Origin of the sequence: Variovorax sp. J31P179 (assembly GCF_030316985.1) — a bacterium.
Lineage (GTDB): Bacteria > Pseudomonadota > Gammaproteobacteria > Burkholderiales > Burkholderiaceae_C > Variovorax > Variovorax ginsengisoli_B.
In genome coordinates this window covers 13702-32824 of the sequence record NZ_JASZYL010000008.1, presented here as the reverse complement: position 1 = coordinate 32824, position 19123 = coordinate 13702, and the positions used below count along the sequence as shown (strand labels likewise).

General features: G+C 68.7%; 17 protein-coding genes. All 17 read right to left on the bottom strand.

From position 1 onward, the window contains the following. Positions 1-41 precede the first annotated feature (41 nt). The 17 genes from QTI17_RS21130 to QTI17_RS21050 all read right to left on the bottom strand — a co-directional run bounded on the left by QTI17_RS21130 (position 42) and on the right by QTI17_RS21050 (position 19072). Entirely contained in the window at positions 42-791 is a 750-nt protein-coding gene (locus tag QTI17_RS21130) for an SDR family NAD(P)-dependent oxidoreductase (protein WP_286535413.1), read from the bottom strand. A 4-nt stretch (positions 792-795) separates the two neighbouring features. Then, a complete protein-coding gene (locus tag QTI17_RS21125; protein ID WP_286535412.1) occupies positions 796-2394 on the bottom strand; it encodes an ATP-dependent acyl-CoA ligase in 1599 nt (532 codons plus the stop codon). Further along, entirely contained in the window at positions 2384-3121 is a 738-nt protein-coding gene (locus QTI17_RS21120; protein ID WP_286535410.1) for an ABC transporter ATP-binding protein, read from the bottom strand. The genes QTI17_RS21125 and QTI17_RS21120 overlap by 11 nt, the downstream gene beginning before the upstream one ends. Further along, positions 3118-4902, bottom strand: coding sequence for a branched-chain amino acid ABC transporter ATP-binding protein/permease (locus QTI17_RS21115; protein WP_286535408.1), 1785 nt, complete (start codon positions 4900-4902; stop codon positions 3118-3120). Before QTI17_RS21115 ends, QTI17_RS21120 begins: the two co-directional genes overlap by 4 nt. Then, positions 4899-5954, bottom strand: a complete 1056-nt coding sequence (locus tag QTI17_RS21110; protein WP_286526745.1) for a branched-chain amino acid ABC transporter permease — start codon at positions 5952-5954, stop codon at positions 4899-4901. The genes QTI17_RS21115 and QTI17_RS21110 overlap by 4 nt, the downstream gene beginning before the upstream one ends. 130 nt (positions 5955-6084) lie before the next feature. After that, the gene (locus QTI17_RS21105; RefSeq protein ID WP_286535406.1) at positions 6085-7242 is read right to left on the bottom strand and encodes an ABC transporter substrate-binding protein; all 1158 of its coding nucleotides are present in this window, start codon (positions 7240-7242) and stop codon (positions 6085-6087) included. A gap of 42 nt (positions 7243-7284) precedes the next feature. Continuing rightward, positions 7285-7755 (bottom strand): aromatic-ring-hydroxylating dioxygenase subunit beta, encoded by a 471-nt coding sequence (locus tag QTI17_RS21100; protein ID WP_286535405.1) that lies wholly within the window; start codon positions 7753-7755, stop codon positions 7285-7287. Further along, on the bottom strand, positions 7752-9062 hold the full coding sequence (locus QTI17_RS21095; protein WP_286535403.1) for an aromatic ring-hydroxylating dioxygenase subunit alpha: 1311 nt from the start codon (positions 9060-9062) through the stop codon (positions 7752-7754). Before QTI17_RS21095 ends, QTI17_RS21100 begins: the two co-directional genes overlap by 4 nt. Beyond that, positions 9063-10205 (bottom strand): ABC transporter substrate-binding protein, encoded by a 1143-nt coding sequence (locus tag QTI17_RS21090; RefSeq protein ID WP_286535401.1) that lies wholly within the window; start codon positions 10203-10205, stop codon positions 9063-9065. Positions 10206-10358: 153 nt separating this feature from the next. After that, on the bottom strand, positions 10359-11513 hold the full coding sequence (locus QTI17_RS21085) for an ABC transporter substrate-binding protein (RefSeq protein WP_286535399.1): 1155 nt from the start codon (positions 11511-11513) through the stop codon (positions 10359-10361). 146 nt (positions 11514-11659) lie between these two features. Continuing rightward, entirely contained in the window at positions 11660-12397 is a 738-nt protein-coding gene (locus QTI17_RS21080) for an SDR family oxidoreductase (RefSeq protein ID WP_286535398.1), read from the bottom strand. After that, positions 12394-13206, bottom strand: coding sequence for a cyclase family protein (locus tag QTI17_RS21075; RefSeq protein WP_286535397.1), 813 nt, complete (start codon positions 13204-13206; stop codon positions 12394-12396). The genes QTI17_RS21080 and QTI17_RS21075 overlap by 4 nt, the downstream gene beginning before the upstream one ends. A gap of 18 nt (positions 13207-13224) precedes the next feature. Next, the gene (locus QTI17_RS21070; protein WP_286535396.1) at positions 13225-14475 is read right to left on the bottom strand and encodes an SDR family NAD(P)-dependent oxidoreductase; all 1251 of its coding nucleotides are present in this window, start codon (positions 14473-14475) and stop codon (positions 13225-13227) included. Beyond that, positions 14472-15641, bottom strand: coding sequence for a thiolase family protein (locus tag QTI17_RS21065; protein WP_286535394.1), 1170 nt, complete (start codon positions 15639-15641; stop codon positions 14472-14474). The genes QTI17_RS21070 and QTI17_RS21065 overlap by 4 nt, the downstream gene beginning before the upstream one ends. Then, entirely contained in the window at positions 15638-17266 is a 1629-nt protein-coding gene (locus QTI17_RS21060; RefSeq protein ID WP_286535392.1) for an AMP-binding protein, read from the bottom strand. Before QTI17_RS21060 ends, QTI17_RS21065 begins: the two co-directional genes overlap by 4 nt. Positions 17267-17273: 7 nt before the next feature. Beyond that, positions 17274-17759 (bottom strand): aromatic-ring-hydroxylating dioxygenase subunit beta, encoded by a 486-nt coding sequence (locus tag QTI17_RS21055; RefSeq protein ID WP_286535391.1) that lies wholly within the window; start codon positions 17757-17759, stop codon positions 17274-17276. Then, complete coding sequence (locus tag QTI17_RS21050; RefSeq protein WP_286535389.1) at positions 17759-19072, bottom strand: aromatic ring-hydroxylating dioxygenase subunit alpha; 1314 nt, start codon at positions 19070-19072, stop codon at positions 17759-17761. The genes QTI17_RS21055 and QTI17_RS21050 overlap by 1 nt, the downstream gene beginning before the upstream one ends. Positions 19073-19123 lie beyond the last annotated feature (51 nt).

Genomic DNA, 19123 nt, shown 5'->3' with positions numbered 1-19123 from the left:
TGACAACTAAACATTTTAACCACGGGTGCTTTTTCTGGGGCTCAGCGCATCAACCGGCCGCCATTGAGATCGAGCGTCGTGCCCGTGACGAAGGCCCCGGCCGCCGAGGCCAGGTAGACCACGGCTGCCGCCACTTCCTGCGCCTCGCCGAAGCGGCCGAGCGGGATGCCGCGAAGCAGCGCCTGCTGCCGCTCCGGCGCCATGGCGTCGAGCAAGGGGCTGCGGATCGCCGCCGGCGCCAGCGCATTGACCGTGACGCCATCGGCCGCCAGTGCCTGCGCGAACGAGCGGGTCAGCGCGATCAGCCCGGCCTTCGAGGCCGCGTAGTGGGCGCCGCTCGCCGCGCTGGCCTGCTGGCCGGCGATCGACGTCAGGTTGACGATGCGGCCCGCACCGCGCTCGCGCATGTGGCGTCCGGCGATGCGGCAGCCGAAGAAGCTGCCGCGCAGGTTCACCGCCATCACCTCGTCCCATTCGCCGGCCGTGATGTCCCAGAGCGAGGTCGAGGGCGTCAGCGCGGCGTTGTTGACCATCAGGTCGATGGCGCCGAAGTGCTGCACGGCGGCCTCGAAGCTGCGTTCGAACGCGGCCTCGTCGCGGACATCGAGCGCCATCGCGATGCAGCGGTGGCCAGCGTCGCGAAGGCCCGCCGCCACCGCCTCGACGGCTGGAGCGTCGACATCGGTCAGCATCACGCCGGCACCCGCCTGCGCCAGCCCCAGCGCGATCGCGGCTCCCAGGCCCTGCCCCGCACCCGTCACGAACGCCGCTTGCCCGTCGAGGGAGAACATCGCTTCAGCCCTTGGCGCGTGGGGTGCCCGGCCCGCGGTCCCAGGTGGCGGCCGACACGCCGCGCTCGCGCAGCTTGTACTTCTGCACCTTGCCGTTCTCGGTGCGCGGCAGGTCGTCGAGCAGGTCGACATAGCGCGGCACCGCGAAGTACGGCAGGCGCGACTCGCAGAATCGCATGAGTTCGGCCGGCTCGATCACGCTGCCGCTCCGCGCCACCAGCGCGGCCATCACCTCGTCCTCGGCCAGTTCGGAGCCCACCGGATAGACCGCGCAGGCAGCGACCGCCGGATGGCTCAGCAGCACCTGCTCGACCTCGAAGGAGGAGATGTTCTCGCCGCGGCGGCGGATCGCGTCCTTGATGCGATCGACGAAGCGGAAGGCGCCGTCGGCCTCGCGCAGCACGCGGTCGCCGGTATGGAACCACAGGTTGCGCCAGGCCTCGACCGTCTTCTCGGGCATGTTGAAGTAGCCGCTCGCGAAGGCGTAGGGCTCGTCGGCGCGCAGCAGCAGCTCGCCGGCCTCGCCCGCTGGCAGCTCGGCATCGTCGGCATCGGCGACCCGGGCCTGGAAGCCCGGCCGCAACCAGCCCATGACGCCGCTGCGCGGCGAATCGGGGGCGGTGGCGATCGCGAAATTGGTCTCGGTCGAGCCGTAGCCTTCGAGCAGCCGCACGCCGGTGCGTGCGAAGAAGGCCTGCCCGGCCGCCGCCGGCACGCCGGGGCCGAGCCCGGTGCGCACGCGGTGCTCGCGCTCGCCGGGCCCTTCGGGCTGGGCCAGCAGGATCGGCACCATCGCGCCGAGCAGGTAGACCACGGTGGCGCCGCTGGCCCGCATCGAAGGCCAGAAGCCCGAGGCCGAGAAGCGCGACTCGAACACCACCTCGGCGCCCGTGAGCGCGGCCTGCGAGAAGGTGTTGAGCGCATTGATGTGGAACAGCGGCAAGGTGGTGCACAGCACGTCGTCGGCGCCGACGCCGAGCACCTCGGCGCTGTTCACGCCCCACCAGAAATACTGGGCATGCGGGCAGACCACGCCCTTGGCCGGGCCGCTGGTGCCCGAGGTGTAGAGGATGGCGAGCGGGTCGCCGGGCTGGACCGCGGCCGGCGCGATCGCCTCGGCGCCTGCCGGCCAGGGCACCAGGCGGATACCTTCGGGAGGCTGCCAGCTGCCGGTCGCTTCGCCGATGACCCAGATCGTCTGCAACGCCGTGCGCGCCAGGTCGGCGGTGTGCAGCCTTTGGAGCAGATCGGCCTCGATCACCAGCAGCCTGGCCTCGCTGTTGGCCAGGAAGTATTCGAGCTGGGGGCCCATCGACGCGGTGTTGACCGGCACCGCCACGGCGCCGAGCCAGCCGGCGCCGAGGAAGGCTTCGACGAACTCGATGCGGTTGCCGCTCATGAGCGCCACGCGGTCGCCGCGCGTCACGCCGCATTGCGCCAGCGCCCCGGCGCGGATGGCGGCGGCCGCGGCCGCATCGGCATGCGACCAGCTGCGGCCCGCGACCCTGAGCAGGGGCCGCTGCCCGAACTCGGCCGCTTGCCGCTGCAGCATCGCAGGCAGGGTGCGCTGCGCCGCCGGCAGCTGGCGCGGCTCAATCGTCATCGTGGGTGCCTCCGCCGAGGTAGGTGGCCTGCACGCGCGGATCGCTCTCCAGCTGCTCCGAGGGCCCCGACAGCGCGATCTCTCCGGTCTCCAGCACATAGCCGTGGTCGGAGCTCTCGAGCGCGGCGCGCGCGTTCTGCTCGACCAGCAGGATCGACACGCCGTCGTCGCGCAGCTTGCGCACGATGGCCAGGATGTCGCGCACGATCAGCGGCGCCAGGCCCAGGCTCGGTTCGTCGAGCATCAGCAGGCGCGGCGCCGACATCAGCGCCCGGCCGACCGCGAGCATCTGGCGCTCGCCGCCCGACAGCGTGTCGGCGCGCTGCGAGCGCCGCTCCGCCAGCCGGGGAAAGCGCTCGTAGACCTGCTGCAGCTGGCGCTTGAGCGCAGCGCTCGCCAGCCGCTTGGAGTAGGCCCCGAGCTGCAGGTTGTCGAGCACGCTGAGCTCACCGAACAGCTCGCGCTTCTCGGGCACCAGGCACAGGCCGCGCTCGACCCGCGCCTCGACATCGAGCCCGTGCAGGTCCTCGCCCTCGAACTTCAGGATGCCCTTGCTCGGCAGCAGGCCCATCGCGGCGGCCAGCAAGGTGGTCTTGCCGGCGCCGTTGGGGCCGATCACCGAGATGATCTGGCCGTGCTCGAGCTTCAGCGTGACGCCGCGCACCGCGTCGACCTGGCCGTAGGACACGTGCAGGTCGCCGATTTCAAGCATGGTCGAGCCGCTCATACGACGCTCCCCAGATACGCCGCCTGCACCCGTTCGTCGGCCCGCACCGCCGAGGGCACGCCCTCGACCAGCTTGGAGCCGAAGTTCATCACCACCAGCCGGTCCACCAGTTTCATCACGAAATCCATGTCATGTTCGACGATCAGGATCGTCACGCCGTCCTCGCGCAGCTTGCGCAGCAGCTCGCCGAGCGCCATCTTCTCCTTGCGCCGCAGGCCGGCGGCGGGCTCGTCGAGCACCAGCAGCACCGGGTCGGCCGCCAGCGCCCGCGCAATCTCGAGGATGCGCTGGGTGCCCAGCGGCAGGCTGCCTGCGAGCTCATGCGCCCGGTCGCCGAGGCCGATGCGGTCGAGCTGCCGCTGCGCCTCCTGCAGGATCTGGCGCTCCTCGGCGCGGTCGAGCCGCAGGCCGGCCTTCAGCACGCCGGCGTTGGTGCGGGAGTGGGCGCCGAGCGCCACGTTGTCGAGCAGGCTCATGTGCGGGCGCAGCTTCACGTGCTGGAAGGTGCGCGCCAGACCCAGGCGCGCCACCGTGCGCTGCGGCAGGCCGGCGATGTCCTGGCCGAGGAAGCGCACCTGGCCCGCGGTCATCGGCAAGGTGCAGGTCAGCAGGTTGAACATCGTCGACTTGCCGGCGCCGTTGGGTCCGATCAGGCCGACGATCTCGCCCGCCTTGACGTCGAAGCTCACGTCGTTGACCGCCACCAGCCCGCCGAAGCGCTTGACCGCCCCGGTCACCGTCAGGATCGGCGAGCCGCGATCGGGCAGCGTGCGGTGCGCGAGCGGCTCGACCGGCGTCGCCGACGCCTGCGCCGGCGCCGCGCTGAAGCGGCCGCGGGTCCAGCGCCGCACGAAGCCCATCAGGCCGCCGCGCGCGAAATGCAGCAGCAGGATGAACAGCGCCGCGAAGGCCACCGCCTCGAGCTGGCCGGCGCGCTGCGTGAGCATCGGCAGCACGTCCTGCAAGCCGTTCTTGAGCACCAGCACCAGGGCCGAACCGACCAAGGCGCCCGCAAGCTGCCCGAGACCGCCGGCCACCGCCATCAGCAGGTATTCGATGCTGGCGCGGACGTCGAAGGGCGACGGGCTCACGAAGCGGTTCATGTGGGCATAGAGCCAGCCCGCCAGGCCCGCGAACAGCGCCGCCGTCACGAACAGCGTGAGCCGCACGCGGTAGGCGTCGGCGCCGACGCTGGCCAGCAGCGTGGCGCCGCCGCGCAGGCTGCGGATCGCGCGGCCCGGCCGCGACTGCAGCAGGTTCTGGCTGAACAGGAAGGCCAGCCCGACCAGCACCCAGATCAGGTAGTAGATGGCGCGCGGGTCGGCCAGCGACCAGCCGCCGATGCGCAGCGGCGGGATGTTCGACAGCCCGGTGTGGCGCCCCAGCGCATCGACGTTGCCGAACAGCATCGCGATCGACAGCCCCCAGGCGATGGTGCTGAGCGGCAGGAAGTGGCCGCCCAGGCGCAGGGTCAGCATGCCGATGGCCAGCGCGGAAAGGCCGGTCAGCAGCAGCGCGAACAGAAGGCCGATCCAGGGCGACATGCCCTGCGTGGTGGTGAGCCAGGCGGTCGCATAGGCCGCGATGCCGACGAAGGCCGCCTGCCCGAAGGAGGTGGCGCCGCCGATGCCGGTCAGCAGCACCAGGCCCAGCGCGACCAGCGCGCCGATGCCGATGTCGTTGAGCAGCGAGACCGTGAAGTTGCCGGCCAGCATCGGCGCGATGGCCAATGCGACGACGATCACGCCGATCCAGAAGTTGCGGTTGCGAAGGAGGCTCATTGGTCCACCTCGTCTTCTTCCTCTTCCGAATGCACGCTCATGAAGGAGCGCAGCATCAGCACCGGGATCAGCAGGCTGAAGACGATCACGTCCTTGAGCGCGCCGCTCCAGAACGAGGCGAAGCTCTCGACCACGCCGACCGCGAGCGCGCCGATGGCGGTCATCGGGTAGCTCACGAGGCCGCCGATGATCGCGGCCACGAAGGCCTTGAGGCCGATGATGAAGCCGGAGTCGTAGTACATGGTGGTGACGGGTGCGATCAGCACCCCGATCAGGCCGGCCAGCAACGAGGCGCTGCCGTAGGCCAGCAAGGCGGTGCGCGCCGGCCGGATGCCGACCAGCCGCGCACCGACCCGGTTGACGGCGGTGGCGCGCAGCGCCTTGCCCGCCACCGTGCGCTCGAACACCAGGAAGAACAGGCCGCTCAGAACGATCGCCGCCCCGACCATCAGCACCACCTGGCCGCTGACCGAGAAGCCGTCGCCGAGCGCGATGCTGCCACTGGCGAGCGGCTGGGTGCGCGAGCCCTCAGGCCCGAAGAACAGCAGGCCCAGGCCCGACAGCAGGAAGTGCAGCGCCAGCGAGACGATCAGCAGCACCAGCACCGACGCATCGGCGATCGGCTGGAACACCACGCGCGCCAGCAGCGGCGCGATCGGCACCACCAGCAGCACCGTGACCGCGATCTGCACCGCCGCCGGCATGCCGGGCCGCGAGGTGGCCCAGGCCAGCAGGCAGGGCAGCAGCGGCAGCACGCCCCAGGCCAGGATCGCCTTCGGCACCTTGCGCCCTTCGCCGCGCCGCAGCAGGCTGCCGACTTCGGTCAGCGTGGCCAGTGCGGCCAGCACCATCACCAGTCCGATGGTCGGCGGCAGGCGGCCGGTCTCGAAGGCCGCCAGGGTCAGCGCGGCAAAGGCCGCGATGTCGCCGAAGGGCACGAAGACCACTCGCGTGACGGAAAAGATCAGCACCAGCCCGAGCCCCGCGAGCAGATAGACCGCGCCATTGGCGAGCCCGTCGATGCCCAGGATGAGCGCCACGTCCCATGTCATTGAAATGCCCTTCGAAAAATGTTGCCCCCACGCTCCCCCACTGCGTGTGGGTCGCTGCCCCCCGAGGGGGCCGCAGGCCGCCTTGGGGCGGCCCGGCGCCGGCCTATGTCCGCACCACTCTCAGCCTTTCTCATGGCGCCAATTTCCATTGGCCGTTGTCGAGCTTGACGATCACGCGCGCGCGCTCGTCGACGCCATACAGATTGCCTGGCTTGAAGTTGTAGACCCCATGCGTGCCCACCACTTCCTTCGTGCTGGCGATCGCGTCGCGCAGCGACAGCCGGAACTCGGGCGTGCCGGGCTCGCCCTTGGCGCGCGCGGCGGCATCGGTGAAGACCAGCCAGCCGTCGAAGGAGTAGGCCGAGAAGGCATCGCTGGTCGGCGCGTTGTTGACCTTCTGGAAGGCGGCGCGGAAGTCCATCGCGATCTTCTTGGTCGGGTAGCCCTCGGGCAGCTGCTCGGCGACGATCACCGGGCCGGTGGGCATCAGCGCGTTCTGTCCGGAGGCGCCGACGACCCGCACGAAGTCGGGGTTGATCAGGCCGTGCTGGCCATACACCGGCCCCTTGAAGCCGCGCTCGGTCAGCGCCAGGAAGGGCAGCGCACCCGGCGTGCCGGCGCCGCCGGTCATCACGGCGTCGGGCTTCATCGCCACCAGCTTGAGCACCTGGCCGGTGACCGAAGCGTCGGCGCGCGCATAGCGCTCGTTGCCGAGCACCTTGATCCCGGCCTCGGGGGCCGACTTCATCAGCGCGTTGTAGACCAGGTCGCCCCAGGCGTCGGAGAAGCCGATGTAGCCGACCGTCTTGACGCCGTCCTTCTTCATGCGCTGGACCACCGCGTCGATCATGAGCTGGGTCGGCTGGGCGACCGTGAAGACCCACGGGTTCTCGGCCGCATCGAGCTGGATCGGCGTCAGCCCGATCATCGGCACCTTGGCATCGCGGCCCACCTGCGCCATCGCGATCGCGGCCGGCACGCCCGAGGTGCCCATCAGCACGTCGACCTTGTCCTCCTCGACCAGCTTGCGCGCGTTGCGCCCGGCGGTGGTCGGATCGGAGCCGTCGTCCAGCACGATCAGCTGGATCTTGCGGCCGTTGACCTCGGGCTTGTAGGCCAGTGCGGCCTGCATGCCCTTGGCGTATGGCACGCCGAGCGAGGAGTTGGGGCCGGAGAGCGACACGCTCAGGCCGACCTTGAGGTCGGCGGCGATCGCCGTCGCCGTGAGGCCGACGCCCAGCGCGGCCGCCAGCGCGCTGCGGGTCAAGGTCTGCATCAAGCTCTTCATGTCGTGGGCTCCTGGTGGGTGGAAATGAAATGAGCGGATCGCTCAGATGAACAACTGGATGGCCGGCAGCGCCTGCCCGGCATTGAGAAGGTCGACCCGCTTCTGCCGGATCGCCCAGCCGGAGGCCGTGCGCACCAGCAGATGGCGATAGCTGCCGGCGAGCATCAGCTGCTGCTCGCCGCGGGCCTCGACATAGAGGAAGGGGGTGCGCAGCACCAGCTCGCCGCCTTCGGCGTCGTCGCTCTCGATGCGGGAACGCTGCAGCACGTGCTGGCACCGGCTCGCCGGATGCTGCGAATGGGCGCGCGGGTTCTTGAGACGCTCGATGCGCAGCTGCAGCAACAGCCGGTCCTCGTAGGCGATCGAGTTGTGGGAGTAGGGGTCGGCCTGCGCCGCGCCCTGCAGCGGCACCCAGTAGTGGCCGTCCTCGGTGAACAGGGCCAGCCAGTCGTCGAAATGGCCGGCGTCGAGCAAGGCGGCCTCGGCCGCCACGAAGTCTTCCGGCGTCGTCATGCGGCAGCCGCCATGTACCGGGCCCAGGCGCGGAACTGATTGCGCATCAGCAGTTCGTTGGTGCCGTTGGTCGTGATCGTCGACTGCTGCAGTTCCGAGGGATCGAAATCGCGGTGCAGGCTGACCCACTCGTTGCCATCGGCGCGCAGGCCCTGCTGCATGCTCTCGAACAGGTGCACGTCGTCGTGGGCCACCACCGACATCGGCGAGAAGACCAGCCGGTTGTAGTTCATTGCGCGCTCGAACAGCAGGTCGGGCGCGCCGGCGGCGCGGAAGCTCCAGGCCTCGATCAGCGTCCGGTTGGCGGCCAGCGGCCGGATCACGCGGATCGCCTGCGGCGAACCCTTGACCGACAGGCTGGGGAAGAACACCGAGTTCTGCGGCGAGCGCTGCAGGATCTCGACGGCGCGCTCGGCGCCGTGCGCATCGCGCATCGCCTGCTCGTAGTCGGGCAGCTGGGCGTAGTTGGAGTGGATGCTGAAGTTGACGCCCAGCACGCTGTGACCGTTGGCGAACACCCGTCCGCCCATCTTGTCGAAGAAGTCGTAGCCCGAGCCGAAGGGCAGGATCTGCTCCATCGCCATCGGCTTGGGCGTATCGGGCGCGCGGCCCTGCCACAGCGCATCGGCCGCCTGCGTGGCCGACTCGTGGGTCGACATCGGATGCACCGTGTCGTTGATGTTCTCGAGGTACATCTTCCAGTTGCAGTGGATGATGTTGCGCAGCACGCCGCCGCCGACAGCGAGCCGGCCCTCGGGCGAGCGGTCGACCATGTTGTCGATCGCGCCCACCACCTCGCCGAAGAATTCCTCGAAGCCCGGCCCCTCGTCGGACAGCCGCACGAAAACGAAGTCGCGGTACACAGCCGTGTGCTTCAGTTCGGTCAGGCCCTGCCCCGACTCGCACTCTTTCAGCCGCGTGCCTTCATAGCCGCTCTTGAGCGGGATCGCGAGCGGCGCGCCGTCGAGCTTGTAGGTCCAGGCGTGATAGGGGCAGCGAAAGAACTTGCCGGTGTTGCCGCACTCGTCGGTGACCAGCCGGCTGCCCTTGTGGGCGCAGCGGTTGTAGAACACGCGCACCGCGCCATCGGCCTGCCGCACCATCATCACGGGCCGGCCGGCCAGCTCCAGCGACCAGAAGTCGCCGCTGTTCGGCACCTGGCTCGCATGGCCCGCGTAGAGCCATGTGCGGGCAAAGAGGCGCTCCTGCTCGAGCGCGAACAGCTCCTCGCTCAGGTACAGGTCGCGATGCACGCGATCGTCCTGGACGAGCGCGGCAATCGCATCGGGCCGGTCGCGATAGTTCATCTATGGAACCAGCTTCCACTGGCCCTTCTCGCTGCGCACGATCACCACCGCGCGCTGGTCGGAGCCGTAGCGATTGTCGGGCTTGAAGTTGTAGATGCCGTGGGTGCCGGCAAGCTCCTTGGTGCTGACGATCGCATCGCGCAGGGCCGTGCGATAGGCCGGCGTGCCGGGCTCGCCCTTGGTGCGCGACGCCGCGTCGGCCAGCAGCAGGTAGGCGTCGTAGGTGTAGGACGAGAAGGCGTCGTTCGGCGCCGATCCATTGGCCTTCTGGTAGGCGCTGCGGAAGGCCATCGAGACCTTCTTGATCGGGTTGCTGTCGGGCAGTTGATCGGCCACCAGCACCGGGCCGCTCGGCACCTGGAGACCTTCGATGGAGGCGCCGCCGACGCGCACGAAGTCGGCGTTGATCAGGCCGTGCGTGCCGTAGATCTGTCCTTTGTAGCCGCGCTCGGCCAGCGCCAGGTAGGGCAGCGCGCCGGGCGTGCCGGAGTTGCCCGCGAACACCGCGTCGGGGCGGGTCGAGATGATCTTGAGCACCTGGCCGGCGACCGAGGAATCGCTGCGCGCATAGCGCTCGTTGGCCACCACCTTGATGCCGGCCGCCTCGGCGCTCTTCATGAGCGAGTCGTAGGCGAGGTCGCCGAGCGCGTCCGAAAAGCCGATGAAGGCGACCGTCTTCACGCCCGACTTCTTCATGCGATCGACCACCGCCGCGACCATCAGCGGGAAGGGCTGCGACACGGTCACGGTCCATGCGCCCTCGGGCCCGGGAATGGTGACCGGGGTCGGCGAGATCAGCGGCGTGTTGAGCTCGCGCGCCACCGCCGCGATCGCCATTGCGCCGGGCACGCCCGAGGTGCCGATCAGCACGTCGACCTTGTCCTCGACCACCAGCTTGCGCGCATTGCGCCCGGCGGTGGTCGGATCGGAGGCATCGTCGAGCACGATCAGCTCGACCTTGTGGCCGGCCAGCGCCGGGTGCTCGGCGATCGCGGCGCGGATGCCCTTCTCGTAGGGAATGCCGAGCGCCGACACCGGCCCCGAGAGCGAGCTGATGAAGCCGACCTTGAGGTCCGCGGCTGTGGCTTGAGCAGCAGCGAAGGCAACTGCCGTGGCGCTGAGAAATCGAAGGAAGGGACGCATGATCAATTTGTTCCGGTATGCAAAGCGGTCAACCGCCCGCACTCAATGCAAGGGACATTCCAGGAATACCGCGGAACCGGCTATGCCGGGCCGCTGGTATTGCCCCCGGTCGGGGGTGGGCGGCTACACGAAGTGAGCCAACCTGGGGGCGAGCTAAGGAACCAGCTTCCATTGGCCTTTTTCGAGCTTCACGATGACGCGGGAGCGCTCGTCCGAACCGTAGCGGTCGTCGGGCTTGAAGTTGTAGACGCTGTGGGTGCCGACCAGCTCCTTGGTGTTGACGATCGCGTCGCGCAGCGCCACCCGGTAGGCCGGCGTGCCGGGCTCGCCCTTGGCGCGCGCGGCGGCATCGAGGAACAGCAGCCAGGCATCGAACGAATAGGCCGAGAAGGCATCGGTCGGCGGCGCGCCGTTGGCCTTCTGGTAGGCCGTGCGGAAGTCCATCGAGACCTTGCGGATCGGGTTCGAGTCAGGCAGCTGCTCGGCCACGATCACCGGGCCGGTCGGGGCCAGCAGGCCTTCGACGGACGGGCCGCCGACGCGCACGAAGTCGGGGTTGATCAGGGCGTGCATGCCGTAGATCTGGCCCTTGTAGCCGCGCTCGGCGAGCGCCAGGTAGGGCAAGGCACCGGGTGTGCCCGAGGTGCCGGTGATCACCGCATCGGGCTTCAGCGCCACGATCTTCAGCACCTGGCCCGTGACCGAGGAATCGGCACGCGCATAGCGCTCGTTCGACACCACCTGGATGCCGGCCGGCTCGGCGCTCTTCTTGAGCGCGTCGTAGACCAGGTCGCCCCAGGCGTCGGAGAAGCCGATGTAGCCCACCGTCTTGACGCCCGACTTCTTCATGCGCTCGACCACCGCACTGACCATCAGCGGCGCGGGCTGCGGCAGCGTGACCATCCAGGCGCCGTCGTCGCCCGGCAGGTTGGCGTTGGCGATAGAGATCAACGGCGTCTTGGTCTCGCGCGCCACCGCGGCGATCGCGAGCGCTCCGGGCGAGCCGGCGGTGCCGATGATGACGTCGACCTTGTCCTCGTCGATCATCTTGCGCGCGTTGCGGGCAGCGGTCGACGGGTCCGAGGCATCGTCGAGCTGCACCAGCTGGATCTTGCGGCCGTTGAGCTCCGACTTGTAGGCCACCGCGGCCTTCATGCCCTTCTCGTAGGGGATGCCCAGCGAGGACACGGGCCCCGACAGCGAGGTGATGAAGCCGACCTTGAGGTCGGCGGCCAGTGCCGTGGCGTGGAAGGCGCCGAAGCCGGCCGCAAGGCCCGCCAGTGCGCAGAGTCGGGTCAAGACTTTCATGCAAACCTCCTCAGGTTGGAGACAAACGACGAAGCGGGGACTTCAAACAAGAACATGATTTATGAAATGTTTAAGTGTCAAGAATGCTAATGAAGCAATGCTGCGATGGCAAGCGAAAGAACCCCTGAGTTCGCGGTCGATCGGTGTCAGAGCGCGAGGCTGCCGACGCTCGTTCCGCCGCACACGTACAGCACCTGCCCCGTGACGAAACCGTTCACGGGATCGGCAAAGAAACGCACGGCCCGTGCCACGTCGGCGGACTCGCCAAGGCGCCGCACCGGCACCGATGCGGCGAGCGCGCGCTCGCGCTCGCTGCCGGCCTCGACGACGTCGTAGAACATGTCGGTGCGGATCGGCCCCGGCGCGACCACGTTGACCGTGATGCCTTCGGGCGCGAGCTCGAGTGCCCAGGTGCGCGCCATGCCCAGCATGCCGGCCTTGGTCGCCGAATAGCTGGTGCGCGTCTGCAGCCCCAGCGCCGCACGCGACGACAGCAGCACCACCCGCCCGAAGCGCTGCGCGCGCATCGCCGGCAGTGCCGCCTGCACCAGCTGGATGGCACAGCCCAGGTGCAGGTCGACCAGTGCGTCGAGGTCGTCGAGCTTGACGTCGGAAATCAGCGCCGGGCGGATGACGCCGGCGTTGTGCACCACGGTGGTCACTTCGAAGCGCCGCACCAGTTCGGCCGCGGCCTGCGCAGTGGCGGCGCGATCGGCCAGGTCGACCTCGATGCTGTGCAGCTTCGGGTGATTGATATCGCAATGCCGGCGTGCCAGCGAGACGACTTCGTACCCTTGCGCGAGCAGGTCTTCGCAAATGACCTTGCCGATGCCGGCGCTGCCGCCGGTGACGGCCGCGACCTTGTTGGCGGACACAGGCGTCATGCGGCAGCTCCCACCAGGGCGAGCACGCGCAGCGGACTGCCGCTGCCCTTCTCGATCTTGAGCGGCGGGCAGATCAGCACCGCGCCGGCGGGCGGCAGCAGGTCGAGGTTGCTCAAGCACTGCAGGCCATAGCGGCCGGCGCCGTGCATGTAGTAGTGGCACGGGTACGGCGGGCGCAGGTGGTAGCCCTGGCCGGCGTCGGTGCCGATCGCCTCGGAGCCGAAGCCGATCACGTCACGCTCCTCGACCAGGAAGCGCACCGCCTCGGTGCTCGGGCCCGGCGTGTGCTGGCCGGTTTCGTCGAAGTTCTGGTAGGCCTCGGGGTCCTGGCGCTTCGACCAGTCGGTGCGCATCAGCGCCCAGGCACCCTTCGGAATGCGGCCGTGCAGGCTCTCGTAGCGTTCGATGTCGGCGATGCTCAGCAGGTAGTCGTCGTCGCCCTTGACCTGTTCGGAGCAATCGATCACGCAGGCCGGTGCCACGAAGTGCTGTACCGGAATGGTGTCGACCGAATTGTTCGGCAGGTCGCGGCCCGAGATCCAGTGGATCGGCGCATCGAAGTGGGTGCCGGTGTGCTCGCCGCACGAGAAGTTGTTCCAGTACCAGCCGGGCCCGCGCTCGTCGTACTTCGACACCTCTTCGATGCGGAAGGGCCAGCACTGGCCCATCTCGGGCGGCAGCGCGATCTGCGGGAACTCGGGTGTCAGGGTCTGCGTGAGGTCGACCACGCGGATGCGGCCGCTGGCCATCGCGCTCACCAGCCCGCCGAGGATCTCGGCGGCGGAAATCAGTTGGGTTGTCGTCGTCATCGTGTGTTGCTCCTGCTTCTAGCCACCGGCCGCGAGTTCGCGTTCCAGGATCTTCGGGTTGTCGCGCCAGCGCTCCAGCCACTCCTGCGCCACGTCGCCGGGGTACACGTCCTCGACCCCGTCGCGCAGCGCCTTCACGATGGCGTTGGCCAGCGCGCTGCCGGCCAGCTTGGGAGGCGGCGTGTGCTGGTTCCATTCGTCGTCGATCGGCCCCGGGAACACGTTGATCACGCGGATGCCGGCCGGCCGCATCTCGGCACGCAGGCACTGGGCCAGCGAATGCGCCGCCGCCTTCGAGGCGCTGAAGGTGCCGTGCGGCGGGAAGTTGCTGAGCGCGTAGATCGACAACAGGTTGACCCAGGCGGTGGCGCCGGTCGCGCCGTCGGCCGAGCGGCCCTTGAGCGCCGGGCCGAACTCCTGCGCCAGGCGCAGCAGGCCGAAGTAGTTGATGTCCATCTCGGCCTTGGCCACATCGGTGCCGCGCCGCGACCCGATGCCGAAGCTGCGGTGCACCTCGGCGTTGTTGATCACGATGTCGACCTTGCCGCCGATCTCGCCGGCCAGCTCGCTCACCGAGCGGCCGTTGGTGAGGTCGAGCGGCACCAGCGTCACTTGCGGCAGCGCCGTGATGTCCTCGAGGCCGCCCGTCTTCTTCCACGGCTCGGCATGGCCGACCCAGACGATGTCGGCGCCGGCCTTGACCAGGGCACGCACGATCGCCTGGCCGACCTCGGTCTTGCCGTCGGTGACCAGCACCTTGCGGAACTTCGGATCGCTGGTCATTTCCCTCAGCATCTTGTCGTCGGCCATGTGGGCGCTCCCTTCGTTCGGAAATCCAATCAATACCGCCTGTCCGGCGCGGTCGAGCCGGGCGCCCACGCGCACGCGCGCCGGCGCCTCGCCGACCTCGCCATGCAGGTGGACCATCAAGGTCGGCCCGGCATCGAGCTGCACCAGGCCCAGCCGCCAGGGCAGCCGCTCGCGGAAGAAAAGGTCGTTGCTGTGGTGCAAGGTGGTGCTGCTGAGCAGTGCGCCTTCGCCGTTCTGCTCCTGCCAGTGCAGGCGGGGCGAGAGGCACTTGTGGCAGGCCTCGCGCGGCGGGTACTGCACGGTGCCGCAGTCCTCGCAGGTCTGGAGTTCGAAGCGGCCTTCGGCGGCGGCCGCGGTGATGCCCAGCGCCACGCGGCCACGGGCCCACGGCGGCAGGTTCATCTGCCGGGTGCGCAGCACCGGGTTCTTGCGCTTGGGGCGCATCAAGGGCATGGTCATGCGGCTCTCCCCAGAATCACCGCGCCGGTACAAAGGCAACGGTCGTAGGTCACCATGCCGAAGCCGGCGACCAGGCCCAGTTGCGCATCCGGCACGGTACGTGGGCCGGCGGTGTCCGTCAGCTGCCGGATGGTCTCGGTCATGCCGAGAAAGCCACCCGCCGCGCCGGCCTGCCCCGCCGACAGCTGGCCGCCGCTGGTGTTGTTCGGAAAGCTGCCGTCATGCGTCATCGTGTGCGACTGCACGAAGGCCGAGCCCTCGCCCTTCTCGCAGAAGCCGAGGTCTTCGAACTGCATCATCACGATCACCGGGTAGTCGTCGTAGGTCTGGACGAAGTCGATGTCGGCCGGCTGCACGCCGGCCTGGGCATAGAGGTCGTCGCGGTCGCGGCGCCAGCCGCCGCGCACCATCACCGGGTCTTCCGAGTAGGCGTTGTGGCGCTCGATCGCGCCGCGGATCACCGCATGCGCCAGGCCCAGGTCGCGCGCCCGCTCTTCGCTCATCACGAGGAAGGCTTCAGCCCCGGCGCAGGGCATCACGCAATCGAACAGATGGATCGGATCGGAAATCGGCCGCGCCGCGATGTATTCGTCGAGGGTCAGCGGCTTCTTGAACATCGCGTCCGGGTTCTTGAGCGCATTGCTGCGCTGGTCGACGCAGATGCGGCCGAAGTCCTCGCGCGTGGCGCCGAAGGTGCGCATGTAGTGCGACGTGATCATCGCGAAGATCGAGTTCGGGCCACCCGAGCCATACGGATAGGTGGCATCGCGTGCAAAGTTGCTGAAGCTGCCCAGCGTCTGGCGGAAGGAATCGACATGGTTGGTGTCGGCCGCCACGCAGGCCACCACGTCGGCATCGCCGGCCTGCACGGCGCGCGCCGCACGCCGCAGGCACATCACGCCAGAGGCGCCGCCGGTCGGCATGTGGTCGAGCCAGCGCGGCGACAGGCCCAGGTGCTGGGTCACGCCGACCGCGGTGTCGGGCGCCAGCGAGAAGCTGCTGACGCAGAGGCCGTCGATCTGCTCCTTCTTCAGACCGCTGGCCTTGACCAGCGCCTCCATCGCCTGGCCGAGGAACCAATGGGCGCCGAGCGTCGAATAGCGCTGGTAGGGCACGGTGACGGGCACCGCGACCGCCACGCCCTCGTAGGACATGCGCCTTGTCATGATTGCCTCTTCTTCATCGCACGCGTGTCGATGCAATGCGCCTGCCCCGGCAGCGCGTGCGCCAGTTCGCGCAGCTGCCCGCGCTGGATCTTCTGCGAGGCCGTGAGCGGCAGCGCATCGACGAAGGCGACGTAGCCCGGCGCCTTGTAGTAAGCCAGTTGGGCCAGTGCATGGTCGACGATGCTGGCGGCCAGTTGTTCAGGCGCGGAAGCACCGGCGTCCTCTCGCAGCACGATGCAGGCCAGCACTTCGTCGCCCCGCACCGCATCCGGCGTGGCTGCCACGGCGGAGGTCTTCACCGCCGGATGCTGGTTCAGCACGCTCTCGACTTCGACGGCGGAGATGTTCTCGCCGCTGCGCCGGATGACGTTCTTCTTGCGGTCGACGAAGAAAAAATTGCCCTCGGCGTCGCGGCGCACCAGGTCGCCGGTGTGGAACCAGCCATCGGTCCAGGCCTCGGCGGTGGCTTGCTCGTCCTTCAGGTAGCCCGAGAAAAAGCGGGCCCGCGGATCCGCGCCGGCTGAACGCACCAGCAGCTCGCCGGGCGCATCGGCTGCGACGTCGCGGCCCTCGTCGTCGACCAGCCGGACTTCCATGAAATCCGGTTGCCGTCCGAAGCAGCTGGTGCCGACCAGGCGCGGCTCGCGGTTCGCCATCACGCAGGCGGCGGCGCCGGTCTCGGTCATGGCCCAAGCCTCGACCAGCGGAAAGTCGAAGCGCTGCTCGAAAGGCGCATGGTTCTTGCGGTCGACGCCAGCGCCGAAGCCCCAGCGGATCGCGTGGTCGCGATCGGACGGCGACGGCGGCGCGGAGAGGAGCATCGCGGGCATCACGCCCAGGTAGTGCGCAATGGTCGCCCCCGACTCGCGCGCGCTCTGCAGCCAGCTCTTCGGATGGAAGCGATCGAGCTGCACCAGGCAGCCGCCCGCGACCAACACCACCATGGTCGAGAACGCCATCGCGTTCATGTGGTTCAGCGGCAGCGGCGTGATCACGCGCTCGGCATCGCGGCGGATGCCGCAGACGCCGTCGAGCGCCGCATACCAGTCGCCCGCGCACAGGAAGTAGGCGTTGGACAGAATGCAGCCCTTGGGCCGGCCGGTCGTGCCCGAGGTGTAGAGCAGAGCGCATTCGGTGTCGGCACCGATCGGCCGGCCGGCCTGCGGGGCCGCGCCTCGCGCCGGCGGGATCGCGTCGACCGCTTCGGCCTCCATGGTGTCGAAGGCGATGCCCGCCTCGGCCGCCGCCGCCCGCAGGTCTGCTGCCCGCTCGGGCAGCGTGACCGCGAGGCTGATCTCGCTGTGGCCGATCAGGTAGATCAGTTCGGCGGAACGCATCTCGGCATTGATCGGCACCACGCTGGCACCCAGCGCATTGAGGGCGAACCAGTGCAGCAGGAAGGCGGGCCGGTTCTCGAGCAGCAGCCCGACGCGGTGGCCGTGGCCGTAGCCCGCGGCGGCGTAGGCACTGCGCAAGCGCTCGACCGCCGCCGAGGCCTCGCCCCAGCGGATCGCGCCGGCCGGGATGCCGTAGGCCGCTGCGGTCACCGACTCGGTGAACAGGAACTCGGCCTCCGGGGTGCGACGGGCCGTGGCGGCGAAAACAGCGTGGACGGTGGCGTGCATGGCGTGTTTAGATGAACAGTTGCACCGCCGGCAGCGCGGCGTCGCAGTTGAGCAGGTTGACCCGCTTGAGCGTCATGCGCAGCGCCCCATCGACCAGGGTCAGGTGATGGAAGAAAGTGCCGACGTAGAACTGCAGCTCGTCGCCCTGCGACTCGGTGTAGTGGAACTCGGTGCGCACCACGAAGTGCCTGGCCTCGGCATCGAAGACCTCGACCGTCGGTGTCTGCAGCAGGTGATGGCAACGGCTGCGCGGCTGCTGCGAGAAGGCGCGCGGGCTCTTGAGCCGCTCGATGCGCAGCTCGCGCAGCAGCTTGTCCTCATAGAGGTGCGAGGTGTGGTTGAGGCCGTCCTCCTGGTCGGGCACCAGCGGCACCCAGTAGAAGGCATCGTCGGTAAAGAGCGCGTTCCACTCCTCGTAGCGCCTGGCATCGAGCAGGCGCGCTTCGTGGACCACGAAGTCGATCAGGTCCTGGCGGGTCGGTTCGGCCGGCATCACATCGTCTCCGTCATGAATTTCGCCCAGGTGCGGTATTGGTTCCGCATCGGCAGCTCGCTGGTGCCGACGGTGGTGATCTCGCCGCCCGCGGTCTCCGACGGATCGAAGTTGCGATGCAGGCTGACCCATTCGTTGCCGCTCGCATGCAGGCCGGCCTGCATGCCGCGATAGGCCTGAAGGTCGTCGTGGCCCACCACCGAGAAGGGGGAATTGATCAGGCGGTTGTACATGGTCGTGCGCTGCAAGAGCTCGGGCGGCGCGCCCTTCAGGCGGAAGGTCCAGCTCTCGATCAGGGTCTTGTCGACCGCGATCGGCCGCACCACGCGGATCGCCTGGATCGCGCCCTTGATCGTGAGGTTCGGGTAGTACACGGTGTTGTGCCGCGCCATGCCGAGGATCTGGGCGGTGCGCTCCTCGCCATACCGGGCCTTCATCGCATCGTCGTACGCCGGAATCGCCTTGTACTTGCTGTGGATGCTGAAGTTGACCCCGGTGAAACTGTGGCCGTTGTCGTAAGTGCGCACACCCATGTCCTCGAAGAACTTGTAGTCCGACATGAAAGGCACGAACTGCTCGATCGCCATCGGCTTGGGCTCGTCCTCGGGCTTTCCGGCCCACATGCTCTTGGCGGTGCCGGCGGACGATTCGTGCGCCACCATCGGGTGCATGGTGTCGTTGAGGTTCTCGACGAACATCTTCCAGTTGCACTGGTGCATGAAGCGCAGGCAGCCGCCGGCGATCTCGAGCTCGCCCTCGGGCGAGCGGTCGGCCATGTTGTCGATCGAGCTCAGCGAGTCGCCGAAGAACTCTTCGAAGTCGGGGCCGACGTCGTTGATCTTGACGAAGATGAAGCCGCGGTAGCTGCGCACGTTCTTCACCGTCGTCAGGCCCTTGGCCGATTCGCATTCGTGCAGCTGCGTACCCTCGTAGCCGTTCTTGAGCGGGATCGACAGCAGCGAACCGTCGGTCTTGAAGGTCCATGCGTGGTAGGGACAGCGGAAGAACTTGCCGGTGTTGCCGCAGGGCGCGCTGACCAGCCGCGAGCCCTTGTGCGCACACCTGTTCATCATCGCGCGCACCGAGCCGTCGGTGTGGCGCACGACGATCAGCGGCCGGCCGGCGATCTCGGTGTTGAGGTAGTCGCCGGCCTTGGGCAGCTGGCTCTCGTGGCCGACGTAGTTCCAGGTGTTGGCGAAGAAGTGCTCTTGTTCCAGCTCGAACAGCTCGGCGCTGGTGTACAGGTCGCGGTGCACCCGGTCGGGCTGCACCAGTGCGCGCACTGCTTCGGGGTTGCCTCGGTAGGAAGTCATGTGTGTGTGGCTCCTTCTAATCAGTTGAGGACAGAGCAAAAACTGCTGCGC

Excerpts from the sequence above, each read along its gene's own strand:
- QTI17_RS21100 (WP_286535405.1), bottom strand. The coding sequence starts at position 7,755 with ATGACGACGCCGGAAGACTTCGTGGCGGCCGAGGCCGCCTTGCTCGAC.
- QTI17_RS21080 (WP_286535398.1), bottom strand. The coding sequence starts at position 12,397 with ATGACGCCTGTGTCCGCCAACAAGGTCGCGGCCGTCACCGGCGGCAGC.
- QTI17_RS21125 (WP_286535412.1), bottom strand. The coding sequence starts at position 2,394 with ATGACGATTGAGCCGCGCCAGCTGCCGGCGGCGCAGCGCACCCTGCCT.
- QTI17_RS21120 (WP_286535410.1), bottom strand. The coding sequence starts at position 3,121 with ATGAGCGGCTCGACCATGCTTGAAATCGGCGACCTGCACGTGTCCTAC.
- QTI17_RS21075 (WP_286535397.1), bottom strand. The coding sequence starts at position 13,206 with ATGACGACGACAACCCAACTGATTTCCGCCGCCGAGATCCTCGGCGGG.
- QTI17_RS21130 (WP_286535413.1), bottom strand. The coding sequence starts at position 791 with ATGTTCTCCCTCGACGGGCAAGCGGCGTTCGTGACGGGTGCGGGGCAG.
- QTI17_RS21115 (WP_286535408.1), bottom strand. The coding sequence starts at position 4,902 with ATGAGCCTCCTTCGCAACCGCAACTTCTGGATCGGCGTGATCGTCGTC.
- QTI17_RS21050 (WP_286535389.1), bottom strand. The coding sequence starts at position 19,072 with ATGACTTCCTACCGAGGCAACCCCGAAGCAGTGCGCGCACTGGTGCAG.
- QTI17_RS21105 (WP_286535406.1), bottom strand. The coding sequence starts at position 7,242 with ATGAAGAGCTTGATGCAGACCTTGACCCGCAGCGCGCTGGCGGCCGCG.
- QTI17_RS21060 (WP_286535392.1), bottom strand. The coding sequence starts at position 17,266 with ATGCACGCCACCGTCCACGCTGTTTTCGCCGCCACGGCCCGTCGCACC.
- QTI17_RS21090 (WP_286535401.1), bottom strand. The coding sequence starts at position 10,205 with ATGCGTCCCTTCCTTCGATTTCTCAGCGCCACGGCAGTTGCCTTCGCT.
- QTI17_RS21070 (WP_286535396.1), bottom strand. The coding sequence starts at position 14,475 with ATGACCATGCCCTTGATGCGCCCCAAGCGCAAGAACCCGGTGCTGCGC.
- QTI17_RS21110 (WP_286526745.1), bottom strand. The coding sequence starts at position 5,954 with ATGACATGGGACGTGGCGCTCATCCTGGGCATCGACGGGCTCGCCAAT.
- QTI17_RS21055 (WP_286535391.1), bottom strand. The coding sequence starts at position 17,759 with ATGCCGGCCGAACCGACCCGCCAGGACCTGATCGACTTCGTGGTCCAC.
- QTI17_RS21065 (WP_286535394.1), bottom strand. The coding sequence starts at position 15,641 with ATGACAAGGCGCATGTCCTACGAGGGCGTGGCGGTCGCGGTGCCCGTC.
- QTI17_RS21095 (WP_286535403.1), bottom strand. The coding sequence starts at position 9,062 with ATGAACTATCGCGACCGGCCCGATGCGATTGCCGCGCTCGTCCAGGAC.
- QTI17_RS21085 (WP_286535399.1), bottom strand. The coding sequence starts at position 11,513 with ATGAAAGTCTTGACCCGACTCTGCGCACTGGCGGGCCTTGCGGCCGGC.